General features: G+C 37.8%; 17 protein-coding genes and 1 riboswitch. Of the genes, 5 read left to right on the top strand and 12 right to left on the bottom strand.

Annotated elements, in window-relative coordinates; all coding sequences use genetic code 11:
• Positions 1-6 precede the first annotated feature (6 nt).
• Positions 7-444, bottom strand: a complete 438-nt coding sequence (locus BN1068_RS07135) for a DUF86 domain-containing protein (RefSeq protein ID WP_077602128.1) — start codon at positions 442-444, stop codon at positions 7-9.
• Positions 445-605: 161 nt separating this feature from the next.
• On the opposite strand from BN1068_RS07135, the gene BN1068_RS07130 reads away from it, so the two are divergent.
• Both BN1068_RS07130 and BN1068_RS07125 read left to right on the top strand, forming a co-directional pair.
• Positions 606-2,036 (top strand): amidase, encoded by a 1,431-nt coding sequence (locus tag BN1068_RS07130; RefSeq protein ID WP_077602127.1) that lies wholly within the window; start codon positions 606-608, stop codon positions 2,034-2,036.
• A 62-nt stretch (positions 2,037-2,098) separates the two neighbouring features.
• Complete coding sequence (locus BN1068_RS07125) at positions 2,099-2,347, top strand: hypothetical protein (protein ID WP_077602126.1); 249 nt, start codon at positions 2,099-2,101, stop codon at positions 2,345-2,347.
• A gap of 73 nt (positions 2,348-2,420) precedes the next feature.
• Here BN1068_RS07125 and BN1068_RS07120 read toward each other — a convergent pair whose 3' ends face one another.
• Positions 2,421-2,696, bottom strand: a complete 276-nt coding sequence (locus BN1068_RS07120; protein WP_077602125.1) for a YutD family protein — start codon at positions 2,694-2,696, stop codon at positions 2,421-2,423.
• A 199-nt stretch (positions 2,697-2,895) separates the two neighbouring features.
• Between BN1068_RS07120 and BN1068_RS07115 the strand changes: the two genes are divergently transcribed.
• Both BN1068_RS07115 and BN1068_RS07110 read left to right on the top strand, forming a co-directional pair.
• The gene (locus BN1068_RS07115) at positions 2,896-3,441 is read left to right on the top strand and encodes a YhcN/YlaJ family sporulation lipoprotein (protein ID WP_077602124.1); all 546 of its coding nucleotides are present in this window, start codon (positions 2,896-2,898) and stop codon (positions 3,439-3,441) included.
• A gap of 71 nt (positions 3,442-3,512) precedes the next feature.
• Positions 3,513-4,457, top strand: a complete 945-nt coding sequence (locus BN1068_RS07110; protein ID WP_077602216.1) for a M23 family metallopeptidase — start codon at positions 3,513-3,515, stop codon at positions 4,455-4,457.
• An 83-nt stretch (positions 4,458-4,540) separates the two neighbouring features.
• On the opposite strand, the gene BN1068_RS23330 is transcribed toward BN1068_RS07110, so the two are convergent.
• The 7 genes from BN1068_RS23330 to BN1068_RS07075 all read right to left on the bottom strand — a co-directional run bounded on the left by BN1068_RS23330 (position 4,541) and on the right by BN1068_RS07075 (position 12,093).
• Positions 4,541-4,642: a methionine/alanine import family NSS transporter small subunit gene (locus BN1068_RS23330; RefSeq protein ID WP_077602123.1), complete on the bottom strand. Its 102-nt coding sequence runs from the start codon at positions 4,640-4,642 to the stop codon at positions 4,541-4,543.
• A 14-nt stretch (positions 4,643-4,656) separates the two neighbouring features.
• On the bottom strand, positions 4,657-6,180 hold the full coding sequence (locus BN1068_RS07100) for a sodium-dependent transporter (RefSeq protein WP_077602122.1): 1,524 nt from the start codon (positions 6,178-6,180) through the stop codon (positions 4,657-4,659).
• Positions 6,181-6,429: 249 nt separating this feature from the next.
• Positions 6,430-7,992 (bottom strand): Na+/H+ antiporter NhaC family protein, encoded by a 1,563-nt coding sequence (locus BN1068_RS07095; RefSeq protein ID WP_077602121.1) that lies wholly within the window; start codon positions 7,990-7,992, stop codon positions 6,430-6,432.
• Positions 7,993-8,234: 242 nt separating this feature from the next.
• A riboswitch (Lysine riboswitch) is annotated at positions 8,235-8,410 on the bottom strand.
• Positions 8,411-8,455: 45 nt separating this feature from the next.
• Positions 8,456-9,247, bottom strand: coding sequence for a sporulation protein YunB (yunB, locus tag BN1068_RS07090; protein WP_254846721.1), 792 nt, complete (start codon positions 9,245-9,247; stop codon positions 8,456-8,458).
• 217 nt (positions 9,248-9,464) lie between these two features.
• Positions 9,465-9,773 carry a YunC family protein gene (locus tag BN1068_RS07085; protein WP_077602119.1) on the bottom strand — a complete coding sequence of 103 codons (309 nt, stop codon included), beginning with the start codon at positions 9,771-9,773 and terminating at the stop codon, positions 9,465-9,467.
• 82 nt (positions 9,774-9,855) lie between these two features.
• The gene (locus tag BN1068_RS07080; protein WP_077602118.1) at positions 9,856-11,250 is read right to left on the bottom strand and encodes a bifunctional metallophosphatase/5'-nucleotidase; all 1,395 of its coding nucleotides are present in this window, start codon (positions 11,248-11,250) and stop codon (positions 9,856-9,858) included.
• Positions 11,251-11,262: 12 nt separating this feature from the next.
• On the bottom strand, positions 11,263-12,093 hold the full coding sequence (locus BN1068_RS07075; RefSeq protein WP_254846720.1) for a sulfite exporter TauE/SafE family protein: 831 nt from the start codon (positions 12,091-12,093) through the stop codon (positions 11,263-11,265).
• Between the two features lie 315 nt (positions 12,094-12,408).
• Here BN1068_RS07075 and BN1068_RS07070 point away from each other — a divergent pair, with 315 nt between their 5' ends.
• On the top strand, positions 12,409-13,482 hold the full coding sequence (locus BN1068_RS07070) for an aldose epimerase family protein (RefSeq protein ID WP_077602117.1): 1,074 nt from the start codon (positions 12,409-12,411) through the stop codon (positions 13,480-13,482).
• Between the two features lie 31 nt (positions 13,483-13,513).
• Here BN1068_RS07070 and BN1068_RS07065 read toward each other — a convergent pair whose 3' ends face one another.
• The 3 genes from BN1068_RS07065 to BN1068_RS07055 all read right to left on the bottom strand — a co-directional run bounded on the left by BN1068_RS07065 (position 13,514) and on the right by BN1068_RS07055 (position 19,786).
• Positions 13,514-14,665, bottom strand: coding sequence for an ROK family transcriptional regulator (locus BN1068_RS07065; protein WP_077602116.1), 1,152 nt, complete (start codon positions 14,663-14,665; stop codon positions 13,514-13,516).
• A 303-nt stretch (positions 14,666-14,968) separates the two neighbouring features.
• Positions 14,969-18,049: a beta-galactosidase subunit alpha gene (gene ebgA / locus BN1068_RS07060; RefSeq protein WP_077602115.1), complete on the bottom strand. Its 3,081-nt coding sequence runs from the start codon at positions 18,047-18,049 to the stop codon at positions 14,969-14,971.
• A 39-nt stretch (positions 18,050-18,088) separates the two neighbouring features.
• Complete coding sequence (locus BN1068_RS07055; protein ID WP_077602114.1) at positions 18,089-19,786, bottom strand: amylo-alpha-1,6-glucosidase; 1,698 nt, start codon at positions 19,784-19,786, stop codon at positions 18,089-18,091.
• Positions 19,787-19,907 lie beyond the last annotated feature (121 nt).

Below are 19,907 nucleotides of genomic sequence, written 5' to 3'. Positions count from 1 at the left end.
TGCTTATTACTTATTAGAAAAAGCGTTCGCAACACCTAATTCATTTTGCAGATACTTATCGATCCGCTCCGAAAATTGCATGAATATATTTAGATTTTCTTTGAAAAACTGTTCTAAGCTTTTATGATCGATTGTCTGATAATCATGTACTAAAGGTTTTCTCCAGAGAATGAGCGCTTTATAAACTTCTTCTTCCTCTGCGGGAATAACTTTTTCATCCACTAAAATATCAATAATATCCTCATAGCTGCCGGGATCTCTCATAATAAATCCGTCTATCATCATGTTCCCGACATCCAGCGTACCTTCTATAAAAACATGTGCCATCCGCTCTAATGCCAGATAATCCATTTTACTTTTATAGGAATGATTTTTAAATGCATCTAAAATGTCATTCATAAATGTCAATGTGTGTCTAATTTTTTCTTGATCTACAAAATACATTAATGATACCTCCAAAAACGTCTATACTACTATCATATCATAATTACATGGGTAATTTCACCGGACTTTCATTGAAAATAAAGAGGGCAGACGAATTATATCCTTCTTTTTTAAAAACATGGTATAGTAAATCTAATAAGAATTAAGGGGACGTATGCACATTGGAAAAGTTACAAATTTTAAAAATGGATGCAAGCAGTATTGCAACAGCAATAAAAAAGAAACAAATCACCTCTGTAGAAGCTGTGACGGCTTTTATAGAACAAATCAATGCGATTAACCCTGCTATCAACGCTGTTGTAGAAAACCGGTTTTCTGAGGCGCTGCAGGAAGCACATGAAGCAGATGAGCAACTTCAAAATAAGGTATCTTTAGGCAGATTACATGGCGTACCAATCAGCATCAAGGAATGCTTCCATGTAAAAGGAATGAAGACAACAGGCGGCTTAGAGCATCGCCAGGATCTTATTTATCAGGAAGATGCCGAAGTTGTACGCCAATTAAAGCAAGAGGGTGCCATTATTCTTGGAAAAACCAACACCCCGGCACTTTGCTTTTGCCAGGAGACAGATAATAAACTATATGGCAGAACGAATAACCCTTGGGATATAACAAAAACTGCCGGCGGATCAAGCGGTGGAGAAGGTGCACTGCTGGCTGCTGGCGGTGCACCGGTCGGCATCGGTTCTGATATTGGCGGATCCATTCGGTTTCCGGCACATTTCAATGGTGTTATCGGCTTTAAGCCAGGCAACGCTGCCGTATCGGTCGAAGGACATTTCCCTGCGGTCCAGCATGACCTGCAAAAACGTATGCTTACTGTAGGGCCAATGGGAAAGTCCGTTCAGGATATGCAGCTTATCTACGAAATTTTATCTCAATCGCCGGTAAAGCCGCAAACTTTGCGTGATTTTAAAATAGAGATATTACCGCTGAATCCCGGCTATCCTCTTTCCACCAGAACAGGACAATTATTAGGACAGCTGGCGAATTTCCTTGAAAAAATTTACAATGTCCAGCAGATTATGCCTCCTTATTTTAGAGACAGTGCATTAATCTGGCAGGAAGTGATGTCCATCAATGGAAGTAAATTAGTTGAAGATGAAGCTTTTAATAATGACCGTTCCGGCTTATTGCGCTCATTTTTAAGAGAAAAACTGAACCAGCGTACAAATGTCCATCCTTATTTGTCATGGGCAATCATGGGAGCTAAAATGTTTAAGCCTTCCCGAAAAAGAATCATGGAAATCGCTGATATTCTCCAGCAGGGCGATGAATTGTTAAAGACATATTTAGATAAACGTCTGTTGATTCTGCCTGTTTATTATCAATCTGCACTGGAGCATGGTCAGGTTTTTAAAGAAATTTTCTCTATACGTAAAACCTATCTGCAATATATGCCATATACAGCATACGCAAATGTATGGGGACTTCCTTCTCTTACTGTACCTGTCGGTGAAGACGAGAAAAATATGCCGATAGGAGTACAGATAATCAGTGGGACTGGTAATGAAGACGCCATTTTCCGACTTGGAAAATTACTTACCAAGCGTTTTCGCGGATATAAAATGGCTCCGGTGGAAGAACGGTAATTTTTAGAAGGCGTTATTTCCCTCCATCTGTACAAAATGAAATTATAAGGAGGGAAATGAAGATGCCGAAAAAAGATTATCAAGAGCTCTCAACAGTTCAAAAACAGCATGATGCACTAATTCCAGAGGAGTTTCCAGAAGGATCTTATGGATCAGATATTCGTGAAAATGATTTAGTTTCCGGAAAATCAACAGATTGGGAAGAAGGTCAGCAACGGACCAGTGCATTTACCTACGCAGATAAAGAACAGCATAAAAAGCTGCAGAGAAGAGCTCCAGGAGCACATCCATTAGAGAATGAGGACGACTAACGTTTTATTACGTATAGAAAAGAAGTTCAAAATGCCTTCTTATTCCATCATAAGAAGATATATTGAACTTCTTTTATTTCTGCACCTTTTTCAAAACAAAATACGCACAGCCAAAATTGCAATATTCATACATATAATCCTGAAAGCAGCTGATTTTAGCATCAATAGGAGCCTTGGCATGATTATCATGGTAGAAGCCCTTTAAGCGCAACTGTTCATACGCCCAATCACCGACAATAAAATCATACTTTGATAAAACCTCTGAATACCGTTCCTTAATAGCCTCAGCTTCAAAACCATTTTTATTTTCTTCAATTAATTCATATGTTTTCCCATTTAATTCAATCATGAGATGACACCCACACTCCTTATCAATTACTTTTTAGTTTATCACAGAAACAGTTAGAAAAACCAGAAAAAATTACCTGCATGAATTACGCTTCTTTTCCAAAACTAATATATATAATATCTAAAAACGATAGCAAAAGAAAAGATATCTTTTTTTCAGGCATATCTTTATTTAAAAAACTTAGCAGGGAGCAATGAATATGAACAAAGGAATAGGAATTATCGTATTAACCGCTTTTATAATGCTTGCAGGCTGTGGAGCCGACCAAAATAATGCAGATCCAGACCCTTTAGATCCAAAGAACAGAAATCCGGAGATGAAAACTGACACCAACTCGCCAGCGCGTGATCAGCTTGGTTTTGTCCGCTATACTCAGGATGAATTTGAACAGAATAACCAAACCGAACCAAAAGCAATCCATGTTGACAGAAATGAAATGGCTGATATGATTACACGTATTTTATTACAGAACCCTGATTTTAAAGAAGTGGCTACTCTGGTAACCGATGAGGAAGCATTAATCGCATTTGAAGCGTCTGATAATATTTCTAAACAGGAAGCTATTGAAAATGCAGAAAAAACTGCACTATCCATCCTTCCCGGCTTCTATACAATTCATGCTTCTGACGATAAAAGCTTAATTCAAAACATTGAAACACTGCATTATTCCGTTATGGAGGATGATGATTTAGATATTGAACCATTAGTACAGACGATCGTTGATTCCATGAAGAAAGATGACTAAAGTGAAATGGCATATCTATAGTTCATAAGGAGGTGATTCATCTGGCTAGAATTCGCAATGTCACACTGACGATGCTTTGTTTCTTTTTTATTTTTCAAACAGCTTCTTTGGTACAAGCAGAAGCCGAAAATCAAATATATACAGATAGAATGGCTTTATTTAAAAAAATAGAAGCAATTACCCAAGTCCCGTGGTACTATTTTGCAGCAATGGATAATTACGAGCGAAATACGCTTCCTTCCACTGAAGAAGAAAAAGTTATTTCAATCCAATTCGATGAAACAGAATGGTTTGGTTTGGGAAATGCAGTGAAATCAACTGAACAGGACATTATAAAACAATTTGGCGGAATTGGTAAAGACGGAAATGATGATAACCAGGCAGATTCTAATGACCCGGAAGACATCCTTTATACAATGGCAAATCATATTTTATCCTACGGCTTACATGAGGATGATGTTAAAATTGCAATCTGGGAGCATTATAAACGTGACCTAACTGTACAGACCATCATGAATACCGCAAAAGTGTTTCAAAAATTTGGTGATATTCATTTAACAGACCGGGCTTTTCCACTGGATACGAATTATAATTACAGCTATCGCAGCACTTGGGGAGACCGTCGCGGATTTGGAGGATTACGAATTCATGAGGGTACAGATATTTTCGCTTCCTACGGGGTTCCAGTACGGTCAACAACGTATGGAGTTGTTGAAATGATGGGTTGGAACCTGTACGGCGGATGGCGTATCGGAATTCGTGATATTTACAATATTTATCATTACTATGCGCATATGAGCGGCTTTGACGAAGATATAAAAGTAGGACAGGTTGTGCAGCCTGGTGATATACTGGGCAGTGTCGGATCCACAGGCTATGGACCTCCTGGAACATCCGGTAAATTTCCTCCGCATCTTCATTACGGCATGTACAAAGATAACGGATACAGTGAATTTTCATTTGATCCCTACCCTTTTATTTCGAAATGGGAGCGGATGGAAAAAAACAATAATTAAATTTATATTGACAAGATGGTGTGTATCCCATTCTTAACGGAATACACACCATCTTTTAAATACAATCATAATTTTTATGAAGCTTATCCTTTACCTTTTTGAACAGCATTCCAAATGCTGGCTGCTAATCCGCCCCATATAACAACGATACCGATAATCATTACAATAATTGCTGAAGCACTCATAAGCACTTTCCCTCCTATTTATCGTCGTAATCAGATAATGAATCATTGGATTTCCATTTTATTGATGCCAGAATAATTCCAAGTATTAACACACCAGCTACGACTGCCCAGCCTGTATTATTTATAAAGGCATTTGAATAGTTTTCATAATTCCCGGAGTCTGTGTCAAACTCTCTCATTAAATTCAGCTTAAACAGACCAAACATCATATAACCCATTACAATCGGTGTAATAACAGCAATGCTGATTGTCCACCATGATCCAAGCCGGATATCAGAAATTTCATTGGCATGATTTTTAAGCATATTGGTTTTACGAAGAACCCAGGCAATTAAAACTACCTCGACAAGTCCAATCATGGCCACACCGAATTGATTGATAAAATAATCAATATTATCTAAGAAGTACAGGCCGCCTTTGGAAGCATATAATAATGAAATAAGCGCTGCAAGACCGCCGCCAAAAAGCACAGCCTTCGATCTTGAAATTTTAAATTTATCTACTAATGCAGCTACATAAGTCTCTGTAATAGACATCAATGATGTTATTCCGGCAAGGGTTAACGATATGAAGAACAGTGCCCCGAAGAGACCGTTAAATGCCGGTAATTCATTGATAATAGCGGGAAATACAACAAACGCCAGCCCGACTCCTCCGGTAACAACCTCATCCACACTTACACCGGCGGAAGTAGCCATAAATCCTAATATTCCAAATACCCCGATACCTGCTAATAACTCAAAGCCGGAATTTCCGAATCCGACAATAAATGCGTTATTCGTAATATCTGATTTTTTAGGTAAATAACTCGAATAAGTAATCATAATTGCAAATGCAATGGATAAACTGAAGAAAATTTGACCATAGGCAGCAATCCATACACTAGGTGACAGAATCTGACTGAAATCAGGTGTAAAGAAGGCATTCAAACCTGTCATTGCCCCTGGTAAAGTGACTGCTCTAATCACAATTATAAGAAACACAACAAGCAGTAAAGGAATAAAAATACGGTTTGCTACCTCAATTCCTTTTCTAACTCCCCGGAATAAAATACCCAGTACCAATATCCAGACAATAATTAATGGAATTAATACACCAGGCACTAATCCGCCAATTTCACCTGGAATATCTGCTAACTGCAGGTGCTGTCCAAATAAGAAACCTTCTGTATCTTCTCCCCAGGACTGATCAAAGGAAAAGATAGAGTAAGATATTGCCCAGGCAATAATCACGGAATAGTATGTGGAAATGACAAATGCGACAAGCACTGCCCACCATCCGATAAATTCTGTTTTCTTATTAATCCTCCGAAACGTTAAAGGTGCAGATCCGCGATACTTTTGACCCATGGTAAACTCCATAATTAAAATAGGAATCCCCGCAGTCAATAAAGCAAATAAATAAGGAATAAAGAATGCCCCGCCGCCATTCTCATATGCAACTGCCGGAAAGCGCCATATATTTCCCAGACCAACGGCTGATCCTACAGCTGCCAGAATAAACCCGGCACGTGTTCCCCACTGTGAACGATTTTCCATCCTACATAACCCCCTTTTTTAATAAATAAAACAGAATGAAAGCGCTTAAGATATGAATAATAACAAAAATCACTACTTTCAGACTATTCATTTGTATTATATCCTTTCCTGGACGTTTGTCAATATCCAATAATGGAAATTACAGTATTTAATTACAGATATATAGACATAACAAAATGCTTGTGCAGAAATTATTGTATGATAATAGTCAAAAAGCTTGGAATACTAAAATGTATTCCAAGCCCTCCATTATGATGCCTTCTTTTTTTTCTGAACAAATAATACATGTGTCACCCAGACAATTCCTATCAAAAGAATAATCGTTGCAGCTAAAGCAATCCATGTTGAATGGGTAAACCCAATCACAAAGAAACCGACCAGAGCCGTAAAAGCTGCAATAAAAGCATATGGCAGCTGCGTCAAAACGTGATCAATATGATGCGCTCCTGCGCCAGTTGACGATAAAACAGTTGTATCTGAAATCGGGGTACAATGATCCCCGAATACTGCTCCCGCAAGTACAGCTGCCAATGCAGGTAAAAATAATTCCATATCCGTATTTGCCATGACTTCTGCTGCAATAGGAAGCATAATTCCAAAGGTTCCCCATGATGATCCTGTTGCCAAAGCCATTAATCCGGCAATAATAAACAAGATTGCCGGCAGAAAATCTGCAGAGATAGATGAATTATTCACTAACCCCGCTAAATAGCTCCCTGTCTCCAAAGCACCGATAATAGAGCCGATCATCCAGGCAAGAATAAGAATATTTATGGCCGGAATCATTGTTTTAAAGCCTTCTATAAAAATTCGCTTTATATCTGAGCGGGGTTTTCTTTGCTTCATATGAAAAATAACCGAAGTAAGTACTGCTGCAATACCGCCAATAATTAAGGAAAGGTTTACGTCTGTATTCGCAAAAGCATCGATAATAGAAGCACTGCCTTCAGTTTCCGTAATGCCTGTTCCAATCATAGCAACTACAGTAGCAACAAATAATACAACAATAGGAATGATTAAATGAAATACCTTTCCATCTTTATGCGGATCGAATACATCACCCAGATCCCCTGAGACTTGATTTCTTTTTGGATCAAGTAATTCCCCTTCTTCTCTTGCCCGTTTTTCATGTGTATACATCGGACCAATGTCAAAATGAAAATATGCTACAATGAATACTAAAATAATCGAGGCAATAGCATAAAAATTCAAAGGTATCATTTGTATAAAAGCTTCAATCGGCTGAATCGTTGTAATACCATTTGCTACAAACAGACCGCCCAATATTCCAATAATATAAGCTCCCCAGCTTGATATCGGGGCGATTACAGTAACCGGCGCCGAGCTGGAGTCAATATAGTACGCCAATTTTGCACGGGAGATATTTTGTCTGTCTGTTACAGGTCTCGCAATTTGACCTACTGCCAAACTGTTAAAATAATCATCTATAAAAATAATCAGTCCGATAACAGCAGTCATCACCTCCGCACCAGTACGTGTTTTCACACGGCGCAGCATCCAGTCTCCAAATGCTCTGGCCCCGCCGGATGCCTGTAAGAATGCAGTAAGCACTCCTAAGAAAAGAAGAAAACTAATTAATAATAGATTCCCGGTTTCAGGTGCTCCATTTGCATAAAAGATAGTATAAAATACCGTCCATATTTCTTTTACCGTTCCCCATATATGAAAATCATTTAATAATAACGCTCCGACCACAATTCCGGTACCTATTGAGATGAGAACCTTTCTTGTTAATACCACTAACACAAGCATGACAATTGCAGGTATCAGCGACCAAAATGTACCTTCCATATTAAAACCTCCATCTATTTATTTCCCGGCTCAGGATAAATATCCCTGCACTAGATTGACGACGCATGACGAATAAAAAAAGCAATATAATCCTCCGTCGCTGCATACACAACCGATTCGAAATAAGGAAATCAGACAAGGTTATTTCTGCAAAAAATTAATAAAAATTTCCTTGTAAACGCAAAAAAACAATGATAGAAAATAACCTACCATTGTTTCACCAATTCACGTTATCCTCCATTTCGATCAGTAGTTCTCCATGTAAATCATTACATGACAGCATATTACTTTTTCAACAATATGCCAGCAATATAAAGTGTGACTCCTTTATATACTTCGGCAAACTACCCTTCCTCCGGCAATCACAGTTGTCATTCTCCTGCCGGATACTTATATAATTTGCGCCTCTACCTCACCGATCTGATAAGGTTTGTATTCAACTAAATTGTACTATACTACATCTTTAATCATTCTGCAAATCATCTTTCGGAATGGCAATATTTGGATTACCCCCATCTCCTCCATAAAATTCAGGTACCTTACCCATAATTGCTCCTCCGTCCAAATAAAGTTCAGTATGTACTGTTCTTACTTCTGACGTAAATGGCACAATAATTTGCACATCAGCTTCTACATTAATATATAAAGAGAGCCAGGCTCCATTAATGCCAAACTCCTCTTTTTTGTGTACAATATTTGTCCGTACAGCTCCGACAACCTCCATGTTAATCGGGATTTTGGGACCTAAATTAGCTAATACAGAATTCCCTGTTATTTGCCCTAAAGGAATCTCAATCAAGGTAGGATCTACCTTAGCTCTTCCTTCTGCACCACCCTCATAGTCATCTGGTTCATGCAGATTATGTTCAAATTCAAGCTGTTCTCCACGATTGACATAAGTAAAAAATTCTTCAACACGGTCTGTCGCTACTCTGTTAACTTCACCGATAACTGCCGGGTTCCAGTTATATGTTACAAAATTTCCTTCATTGTCATATGTGACTGTAACCATATCTTCAAATCCATAATCCTCTACATAACTAACAGCAGAATTAATCGCTCTGGTTGCAAATTCATCTGCTTTTCGTTTAGCAATATCAATAATAATCGGTTCAATTTTAACATTAATCAAATAGAAGCTGAAACCAACAGCTGCAAAAAATAAAATAAACGTCAGCATCAGGATAGAGCGCCGGGATGGAGGTCTTCTTCTTTTTTTTGTTGGACGATATCGATACCTTTTTTTAAATCTCAATGAAACAACCCCCTTCATCCTAATTTATGCAGTTGCTGAAGAGAATTAGAACATAGGAATCCGGATTAACATGTATGGTAATATTTCTTCTCATTCAGAATATTGAAAGGAAGACACACAAGCCCTATTTCCCGATATGGAAATACAAAAAAACACTTCTTTCGTTGCATACTAAAAATAGTATGCACAAAAAAGTGTTTCTTCGTATTTAAACATATTATGATATTTTAAGCAGTGCTTCCTTTCCGGTCATTCCTACTTCCCAGCCATGCTCCTTGGATGCATCAGTAATTTTTTGTAATGGTGCATTCAGCAATTGATCAATGGTTCTTACCCCCATGGCACGACCCGCAATGACATTTCTTTCTTTCAGCTTAGGTATCTCATTGAAAATATCAACATCCAGTGCTGCACACATAATATACCCTATATCATTACTAATCGTTAATAAGGTTGTTTTCGGCAGTTCAACACTTACTGCTGTAAAAATAATTCCATCCACCTCAAGAGGTTCTACCGTAATCATCAAAAAAGCCCCCCTCTGTTATTCTCTCGTGATAAGTGTATGCAACGAAGAGAGGGAATGTCACAAGTCAAAGAAACAGTGTCTATTGCTGTTTGACAGCATAGGCTAATAGATCACGTAAAAATTCCGGGACAAAATATTGTTTTTTCGCAGAACGGGCAATTTCCGGCAGCAGCTGGCCAAGGGTAAATACATCTGCAGTAGCAACATAGTAGGTTTTATCCGGATTAATTGGGAAACCATTCTCTGTATAGACCTGCTTTACGTACATTGCGCCATTCCGGTGAAAAGCAGTCTCCACCCTGATTCCGGAGAAAATCATTTTACCTAAAAGCTCCCCGCGAAAGCCGAACCCTTTTAATTTTAATTCTGTAAAAGCAGGAGACAACGCTGCCCTGACCGTTTCCACGATTTCGTCTCCCCGTAAATCAACAAGGACAGGGTTAATCGGATGCGGACAAATCCGGTGAAGATCTCCTTTTGTAATTGCTCCAGCCGGCAGCGAATCCAGTAATACCCCAGCATTGAGCATAGCAATATCTGCATGGGTCCATTTCTTAAGCACTTTTGTCAAGGATTGGATAATGGGTGTTTCTGCAAACCATTTTACTTCAAGAGGCTCTTCCACAACTGCTACCACTTGATCTAAATAATGATCTGCCTGCTTCAATAATTGCTGCAGATGCTCTTCCGTCTGCAGATCCTTCACACTGTCTATCAAACTTACTGCAGCCGCTTCTTTAGAGACAATCCGTTTCTTATTATGATCCCAGATAACCTCTACTTCTCCGACATAATAACAATGCTTGCCGGCTGCTGTTATCAGGGTTTGATTTACCATCTCTCCTTCTTCTAACAGGTGATGCGTATGTCCGCCGATAATAACATCAATATCAGGATATCTCCGGGAAATTTCCTGATCCACCGAAATCCCTAAATGAGAAAGCAGAACAATCATATCTGTTTCCTTTGCTAATTCTTGTATATAACTTTCAATAATGTCAAATTCATTTTCTATATTCCAATCAAGCAGATTATAAAAAGCATTGAATGGTGCTGTTAAGCCTAATACCCCTATGCGTATGCCGCTCTCCGTCGTAAATGTATGCGTGCGCTTTAACCAAAATGGTGTAAACTCATCCATACTAAATAAATTACTGCAGACAACTTGAAAATCCGCCTTATCATATAATTGATATAATTCCTGATGGGACAGCGTGATACCCTCATTATTTCCAAGCGTCACGATATCATAGCCTGCTTCATTTAATAATTCGACATTGGCCAGCCCGCTGGAGGCTTCTGTAATAGGATGGGACCGATCTACATGGTCTCCTACATCCATCGTAAAGTAAGATTCTTTATTCTGCTTTCTCAAGTCCTGCTTCTCTTTTAAAAATGCTGTTACTCTAGGCCATTGTTCAAAATTACTATGCAAATCATTTGTATAGTAAAAATAAATTTTCTCTTCAGACATACTTCACCGCCCCTAACCGATACCTTGTAAAATCATACGAATTCCCATAATAATTAATAAGATTCTTAAAAACAGCTCCAATAACGAGCTTGAAATCTTTTGGTTTGTAAATGCACCCAGCTTACCGCCAATCCATGCTCCAGGAATGAAGAAAAGGACATACGCCCACTCGATATTGCCAAGCGCAACATGGGTGATGCTTCCAAATAAGCTGACAAAGATAATCATAAACATAGAGGTGGCTGTTGCAATATGCGCCGGAAAGCCAAATATAAGCAGCATAACTGGAACCATAATTGCCCCGCCGCCTATTCCAAAAAATCCTGACAGCATCCCGACAAAGAACGCAATGGCAATAGCAGGCGTTATGTTAATTTTATATGTATATATTTCTGTTCCTATCTTCGCCTGGCGGGATCCTCTTTCAGATTCATCTACCTTTCGCGGCTGAATTCCTTTGAACTGTCTGTAAAAAAGAATTGCGGCAATAATAATGATTAAAGTACCAAAATAAATATAAAATGTATTTGCCTCGACATATTGATTAAACCAGGCTCCGCACATACTCCCTGGAATACTGCCGATCAAAAAAAGTCCGCCTGCTTTATAATCAATCCGTTTTGTTTTGGCAAAGGATAAAGCAGAAGATATACCTGTAAAAAACATAACGAGCAGCGACATTGCTACAACTGTTTGAGGCGTCACCCACTCAAAGCCTTCTATATTACCGCTGGCAAGGAATAATAATGGAATTAATACGACTCCGCCTCCTAGCCCTGCCAGGCTTCCAACAAACGCTGCCAGCATAGCGACAGTAAAACAAATAAGAATAACTAATATCACCAAGTACACCTTCTTTCTATATCTTTATAATATCATATTGTAGTCTAGATGAAAGTTAACAAACTTCATGCTGGATGTATTGATTTTTATCCTCATAAAATAAACCATTTTTTTGTATAAAGCTATTTTCATTTCATACCGTTTTTATGTAATTTTGTAAGTATACCTATTGAACCATTTATCTAATTTATGCTTATTCCCTATTGCCAAAGGCGTCTTAAAAAGTTAGAATATTATCAATAAGTTAATTAATTAAATTAATTATTTTAGTTTCAGTAATAAATTGACGTTGCTTGTCAAAAAGAAGGTGAAAGTGTGGATATATACGTAAAAGAAGTTGTAAGAGGATGGAAAGAATTCACATTAACAAATAACATCATTGAAATTAGCATACTTAACTTTGGCGGAATCATTACAAAAATCTGTACACCAGACCAACATGGAAATACAGAAAATATTGTTTGGACTTTCAATAATTATTATGATTATGAAAAAAACCCCTTGTATTTAGGAGCTCTAATTGGCAGGGTTTCCGGCCGGATACCTGATGGCCGGTTCAAAATAAATCAGCAAGCTTACCAATTGGAACAAAATGAAGGTACAAGTCATTTACATGGCGGATCAGACGGATTTCATCAAATTCTGTGGGATACGCAAATAAAAAAAACAGAATCAACTGCAGAATTACAATTGACAACAAAAGATATAGCATCTTCGGGAGGCTACCCGGGCTGTCTGAATGTATCTATTACCTATCGTCTTACAAAGGAAAATGAATTTTCGATTCATTATCGTGCTGTCCCTGATACAGCAACCATACTTTCATTAACAAACCATACTTATTTTAATTTATCCGGAAATATGAAAAATTCTATTTACCAGCATCATGTCACTATACCCAGCAGCACCATTTTAGAATTGGATAACAGTTTATTGCCAACAGGCCGGCTTCTCGATGTAACCGATACAGCATTTGATTTCCGTTCCGGAGCTTTATTGAGAAAGGGATTAAAATCATTACCTGACATAAAACAGTTAGCTCTGGCTGATGGTTACGATCATTACTTTGTTTTTGAAAATAAGAGAAGTTATGTTGATGTTTATGAACAAACAAGCGGAAGAACCTTATCTATAGAAACAAACCAGCCTGGTATGGTTATGTACACTGCAAATCAGGGCTCTCAAGGATATGCATTGACAGACGGACCTTTACCTGCTCATTACGGTGTTTGTTTTGAAACAGCAAATACACCATTAGCACTTTACCAGGACAAGCTCCCATCCATGATTATCCAGGCAGGAGCGCTTTATGATAAAACAACTACCTTCCAATTTGGTACAAGGCAGCCCTTCTCTAGTGCAAACAAAAACAGGACATCTAATCAATAAAAGATTGTCCTGTTTTTACACCTCGCCTATTTTAATTAAATATTTCTACTAAAACAAGAGCTGTTGCACCCAACAACGCAGCGTCCTTGCCTAATTTACTGACTACTACCTTCGTTTCTTTAGCTTCTGGTGTTAAAGCATGCTGAGCAATGGTTTTATGAATAGCCGGAAGAAGCATTTCCTCGGCATTCATCACACCGCCGCCAAGCACAATCAGCTTTGGGTTCACCACATGAATAAGATTGGTTATTCCTATCCCGATAAGCATCCCGGTCTCTTCAAAAACTTCTTTTAACGATGTATTCCCATTTTGCATCGCTTCATATACATCTTTTCCAGAGGCAAAGTGCTCTTCCCTTAATTTATTTGCCCTTCTCGCAATAGATGACCCGGAAATAAAGGTCTGCAGACACCCTTTATTTCCACATTCACAAACCTCCCCATGTATATCAATCATCATATGGCCAATCTCACCGGCTATATCCTGCGCTCCATGATAAAGATTTCCATCAACTACAAGACCAGATCCGACACCATTTCCAATGTTAATTGTCATCATACTGTCCTGATCTCCATATTCCCCGAACCATGATTCTCCCAAAGCCATTGCCCTTGCATCATTTTCAACATATACTTCCAGATTAAATTCATTCTCTAACGTTTCTTTAATCGGTATGTTCTCTAATCCCAGTGAAGGTGCGATTAAAGAAGTTCCTGTTTCCACCTGTACCACACCATGCATTGCAACTCCGATACCAAGCACCTTATCAGGCCGGGTTACCTTAGATAAAATATCACGGACTGCAGAGGATAGTATAATTAAAAATTGCTCTTTAGACATATTGTTCGGAAAGTCAGCGCTAATACGTTCGTAGATTTTTCCTGATAAGTCTGATAATATTACGTCTACCCTGCTTGAACCGGAATCTACTCCGATTATATAGAAGTGATGATAATTGATTTCCAGCATTGTCGGTTTGCGGCCGCCATTAGACTTTCCTAAATCCTTTTCTTTTACCAGCCCTTCTTCCAGTAATTCCTTTACAAAACTGCTTACAGTTGGAGGGGTTAATTTCGAATCTTTTGCGATTTGTGCTCTCGATATAGGGCCATCTTTGCGAATTTTATTTAAAACTAGTGATTTATTTACGGATTTCATTAATTTAAAGGTTCCTCGCTGCATATAAATTCCTCCACAGTGAAATAAAACTTCTTTTCTTCCGTCTTTTGTAATTTTCGGAGATTCTTAATCTATTTAACTATAATTACTTGATTTTATTCTGTTATATTTTATTATACTGTAATTACTCATGTCAGGAATAATCATTTTCATTTACTGATCAACAAAAATGTTAATAGCATGCTCAGTTTATTTGCATTATAGCATATTGTATCTGTTTTACATCACGAAACGTTTGTTAGTGCTTATACTTTTCCTAAAAGAGAGTAACTTATCAGAAAAGGGAGCACCTGGCTCCCTGGAATGCTATTTATCTATTATTTTTTCTTTTCCCTTCCATATATCTGAAGTTTCCAAATGATTATAGGCTGACAGCTTCAGCTTCAATGTAAAAGGCTCGAATGTACAACGGTATTTCTTTAATTGATTTTGTCCGCAAGAATTAGAACCAAGCCCATTTTGCTTACAATCCAGATGTAAATAAATACAGTCACGTTTTTGCAAATCAATGGTATGTTTAGCTGTTTCTAAATCTTCTACATCATAAAAGCTGGCTCCAAAATCAAATTTTTCTTCAAGAGCTGATGCCATGAAGGTAATTCCCTGTTGATCGGATAACCTCATCCAGGTCGTATCCGTGTGATTTCCATTTTCTTGCGGCTTCACATAATTTGTGAACATACCGTCTACTGTTGATTGATACACGCCAAATAGATTTGCCTGTTTAGAGTCGGCATAGCTCTCCCCTTCACCACGACCATACCATTTTACATGCTCCATTTCTTTATTCATCTGTAATTCTACGCCGATTCTTGGAATCATTTCCGGTGCGTTTTCTATCATGCCACCAGGTGTTCCTTGAACCTGAAAAAGAATATCCCCGCTTCCAAATATTTTATAGCTGTATTCACATTGATAATACCAGGCTGAATTGGTTGTACCATTTACCGTTAAAACACGGAAATGAATATGATTCTCTTCTTTTCGATAAGAAACCTCATCCACCATTTCATGCCAGAGATGCATAAAATATTTTTCTTTATAATCACGCATCAAATACATATCATTATCAATCGGTGCCCTCCAAAATTGCAATGCCGGACCAGATTGAATCATTGGTTTATTATCCTTTTTCCAGGACAGCATCTTTCCGTTCACCCGGTCAAAGATAATTTCAAAATCATTTCCGCGCACAACGAGTTCAAAGCCCTTTTCCTCCACGGAAACAGTTTCTTCCGGAGATTTAGGCTGCACTTCTTTTTTTAATGGCAGCAGAAACTGTGCAGTTGCTAATTCATGATCTTCAGCAGCCCAGGGTACATTTTTACCCGTTGTATAAGAAATATTTAGATAGTAATCAGAGCCGGGCTCTATATAAAAATCCAAATCATAATCTAATGTAATATTTCTCTTCTGTCTGGCAGGAATGTCTGTTAATTGCTTACTTCCAGAGGTAATAATTTCATCTTCTTTTTGAATTGTATAATGTAATACAAATCCCTTTAATGAAATAAAATCATACTTGTTTTCTATTTCCAGCAGTCCTTCATCCAAGTCATGTGCCTGAGTGTGAACCGGTTCAATAATCTTTTTATACTCTTTTAAAGCTGGGGACGGTGTCCGGTCAGGCATAACCAGCCCATCGATACAAAAGTTTCCATTTGTCGGATCATCTTGAAAATCTCCGCCATAGCGATAGTAAACGGTACCATTTTCATCCGTGCTTTCAATTCCATGATCACACCATTCCCAAATAAAGCCGCCTTGCAGATGATTATGTGCATAAATTAAATCCTGATACTCTTTTAATCCTCCTGGACCATTTCCCATCGCATGTCCATATTCACAATGAATATGCGGTTTTTTCGTTGTTTCAATAACATCTTCCATCGTTTTTCTTTTACTATTTGGAGCTTCCAGCCAGGTATACATGGTAGAATAAACATCTGTTACCTCTGCTTCACGGTCTCCTTCATAATGAACTAACCGAGTCGAGTCCTTTTCCTTGCAAACAGCTGCCAGCTTTCTAAAATTTTCACCAAAGCTGGATTCATTACCAAGGGACCACATAAGAATACAAGGATGATTTTTATCTCTTTCTACCATTCTGGTAACCCTATCCACCATTACCTTTTGCCATGCCGGGTCCTCAGCAATCCAATTATAACGATTTGTTAACTCGAATCCATGACACTCAATATCCGCTTCATCAATGACATACATTCCATATTTATCACATAAATCATAAAAATAAGGTGCATTCGGATAATGAGCAGTACGGACTGCATTGATATTATGCTGCTTCATTAACAGAATATCCTCCAGCATATCCTGCCCGGTAACAGTTCTCCCTGTTTTCGGGTGAAAATCATGACGGTTCACCCCTTTAAGTTTAATAGCCACTCCATTAACAGTAAATACATTCCCTTTTAATTCAATTTCACGAAAGCCTACTTGATTTGGAATAACCTCTATTAATTCTTCTCCTTGATAAATAGATAGAATAAGCTGGTACAGATACGGATTTTCTGCACTCCACAGAGTGACATCATCTATCGTTTCAGAGATGGAAAATGATTTCTCAGCCTCTTTTTCTCCCTGTAAAATTTGTTTTTTATTCACGTCATACAATTCATAAACAAGCTTTAAAGGCTCTCCGTCTGTTCTCAGTTCACCGGAAAGCTCCAATCTGCCGTCCTTGTACTGATCATTAAGATATGTATCTATCTTTACATCCTCTAATCCATTGCACGGCTGCGTATAAACTTCCACATCCCGAAATATACCGCTTAACCACCACATATCCTGGTCCTCTAAGTATGTTCCATCAGACCACTGATAGACACGAACTGTAATGTCATTCTCTCCATTATGCAGATAAGAAGAAATATCGAATTCACTCGTTATCCTTGCCCCTTTGCTATAGCCAACCTCTTTTCCATTAATCCAAACATGAAAGGCTGAATCCACACCATGAAATCGCAGAATAATATCTTGCTGAAACCATGCTTCCTCAATAGTAAATTTCCGCTTATAAATTCCTGTTGGGTTATTTGATGGCACATAGGGCGGTCTGATAGGGAAGTTATACCACAAATCAGAATAATGCATATTCCCATATCCGTTCATTTGCCAATTGCCGGGAACAACTATCTTCTCCCAGCTACTGACATCATGGTCAGGCTGTTCTATTCCCGCTTCTGTATATTCAGGGGCCTCTAAAAATTGAAAATACCATGAGCCATTTAAACTTTTAAAATGATGCGTATCTATATTATTTCCTGCTATTGCAGCTTCTTTTGTCGGAAATGATTTAAAATAAGCTCTGGCTTTCTTACGGTTGATATCGGTTATTGATATATCTTCCCAGATTTTATAATCGCGCATATTATTCTCTCCCTTACTTGTTATCGTAAGTTACTTTAATTATTTATTTACATATGCATTCGCTAAAATTAAAAAAACGCTGGATGTCCATGTAAAAGCTCTGTCTCTTAACCCTTCTCCGGTAACAGCATTAAAATTTTCTGCCATTCCATTTTTATTTGCCATATTGCAAAAGCGTTTAGAAAGTTCTCTGGCAAAATCCACTTCTCCAGCTCTGTATAAACCATCAATAATCAGCATCGTTGAAGGTGCCCAAATCGGTCCTCTCCAATAACCATCTGATTCATAATAAGTACTTGAAACACTTTCAGTAGCTAATCCATTATCTGTTAAAAATCTTGATTCATCCTTCAGTCCCTCAACAAGCTTGTTTAAAATATCTTTTGGCAGTTTTTTCCCAAGTACAATTGGCATAAATAACAATAAACTATCTCCTGTTTTCACCTGCTGACCAGCTACATATGCCGTAAAGTAATCTTCCTTCCAAAAATAATCAAGAAATGCAGTTAACAATTCCTCTTGCTTTTGCTTCCATCTCCTTGCCTCTTCTTCTTTTTGCAGCCTTTGAGCTATTTTTTCTAATGCTTCCATTTGTAATACTAAGAAGGCACATACATCCGGACTTTCTACAGGAATGCCTTTGCTGAATACTGTACTATTATCCCAGCCGCTGTCGTTCCCATGATAATATTCGGGGAACCCATTCTTATTATTATCTCTGTATTCAAAATACCAATTTGTCCATTTCGAAAGCGGTGTATAAATCTCTTCCAAATGATTATTTGATATGTTTTCTGATCTATCCAGCATCCATAATACTGTCCAGCCGTGAATAGGCGGCTTTGTACAATTCCAATAAGCAAATTCATCATTTATAAAATCCGGCAGCATTCCAGTGCTGTCTTGATTCTCAAAGAAAATCATTAATTGATCCCATGCTAATTCAGGCTGATGTTTTAATAATGCCATTGCATTAAAACAATGATCCCAGCTCCAAATATTCGTCATCCAATTTTTTGACATATACATTGCCGAACGAGTGAGCTTTCCTTCTTTCCTTACCATACTGGACCAGGTAATATATGCTGCTTGTTTTTTACCTTGTTCATACTTTTCAGGTGTTGACAATACCTTGCCTTCCCAAGAATAAAACGACTCTTTAACCTTTTGGTGGCAGACTTCAAAATCTTGTTCTAATTCCTTATTTTTATAAGTTATCGTAAACTCCTCTAAAATCCCTCTCATTTTATTTGTTTTTACTGATGGTAAAAAATCAATAATTACTTTTTTAGAACCATTCACATTCCATGGGGCATCAACATCTAAATTACCTTCCAAAATAGTTGTCATAAAGTTAATTTTCTTAGAAAAAACATTTATCTGCCAGCTTTTATCTGATTTTAGAAAAGCATTGTCATACGCTTTTCTGACTAAAGTAAACCGGATACCTACATTTTCAGCAGAAAGATAGACATTATCTACATCTTCCATAACCAGTTTTACAGAACCATGCTCAGAAACTAGCTCTAAGTAAGTTGGCTCCAAGATACTTTCAAATGGTACAATTTCATTATCTGCCAATACATCTAATTTAAAAACAGCCCCATCATTGTCGTCTCCACCGCGGATATTCCTTAAATATAATCCTTCCTCTAAACCTTTTCTCCTTTTTAAATACGAAACAGATAAATAGGATCCATGTCTGCTGAAAGGGATCTTTTTTATATCAAAGGTCACTACTATCTTCCTCCCATCATTTTGCCGATATCTAATCATTTTTTCACCATGTGTAATACAAACTCCTCGTTTCCAGCTGTTACGGAAATACAGGATTTAAATCACTGATAGGAAAACATTA

The sequence above is a fragment of the Oceanobacillus sojae genome (genome assembly GCF_900162665.1).
Taxonomy (GTDB): Bacteria; Bacillota; Bacilli; order Bacillales; family Amphibacillaceae; genus Oceanobacillus; species Oceanobacillus sojae_A.
Note: the sequence above shows the minus strand (reverse complement) of the source record. Positions and strands in the feature narration are given on the sequence as shown.

Excerpts from the sequence above, each read along its gene's own strand:
- BN1068_RS07120 (WP_077602125.1), bottom strand. The coding sequence starts at position 2,696 with ATGATTGAATTAAATGGGAAAACATATGAATTAATTGAAGAAAATAAA.
- BN1068_RS23330 (WP_077602123.1), bottom strand. The coding sequence starts at position 4,642 with ATGAGTGCTTCAGCAATTATTGTAATGATTATCGGTATCGTTGTTATA.
- BN1068_RS07085 (WP_077602119.1), bottom strand. The coding sequence starts at position 9,773 with ATGATTACGGTAGAACCTCTTGAGGTGGATGGAATTATTTTTACAGCA.
- BN1068_RS07135 (WP_077602128.1), bottom strand. The coding sequence starts at position 444 with ATGTATTTTGTAGATCAAGAAAAAATTAGACACACATTGACATTTATG.
- BN1068_RS07125 (WP_077602126.1), top strand. The coding sequence starts at position 2,099 with ATGCCGAAAAAAGATTATCAAGAGCTCTCAACAGTTCAAAAACAGCAT.
- BN1068_RS07065 (WP_077602116.1), bottom strand. The coding sequence starts at position 14,665 with ATGCAGCGAGGAACCTTTAAATTAATGAAATCCGTAAATAAATCACTA.
- BN1068_RS07100 (WP_077602122.1), bottom strand. The coding sequence starts at position 6,180 with ATGGAAAATCGTTCACAGTGGGGAACACGTGCCGGGTTTATTCTGGCA.
- BN1068_RS07080 (WP_077602118.1), bottom strand. The coding sequence starts at position 11,250 with ATGTCTGAAGAGAAAATTTATTTTTACTATACAAATGATTTGCATAGT.
- BN1068_RS07115 (WP_077602124.1), top strand. The coding sequence starts at position 2,896 with ATGAACAAAGGAATAGGAATTATCGTATTAACCGCTTTTATAATGCTT.
- BN1068_RS07110 (WP_077602216.1), top strand. The coding sequence starts at position 3,513 with ATGCTTTGTTTCTTTTTTATTTTTCAAACAGCTTCTTTGGTACAAGCA.
- ebgA (WP_077602115.1), bottom strand. The coding sequence starts at position 18,049 with ATGCGCGATTATAAAATCTGGGAAGATATATCAATAACCGATATCAAC.
- BN1068_RS07095 (WP_077602121.1), bottom strand. The coding sequence starts at position 7,992 with ATGGAAGGTACATTTTGGTCGCTGATACCTGCAATTGTCATGCTTGTG.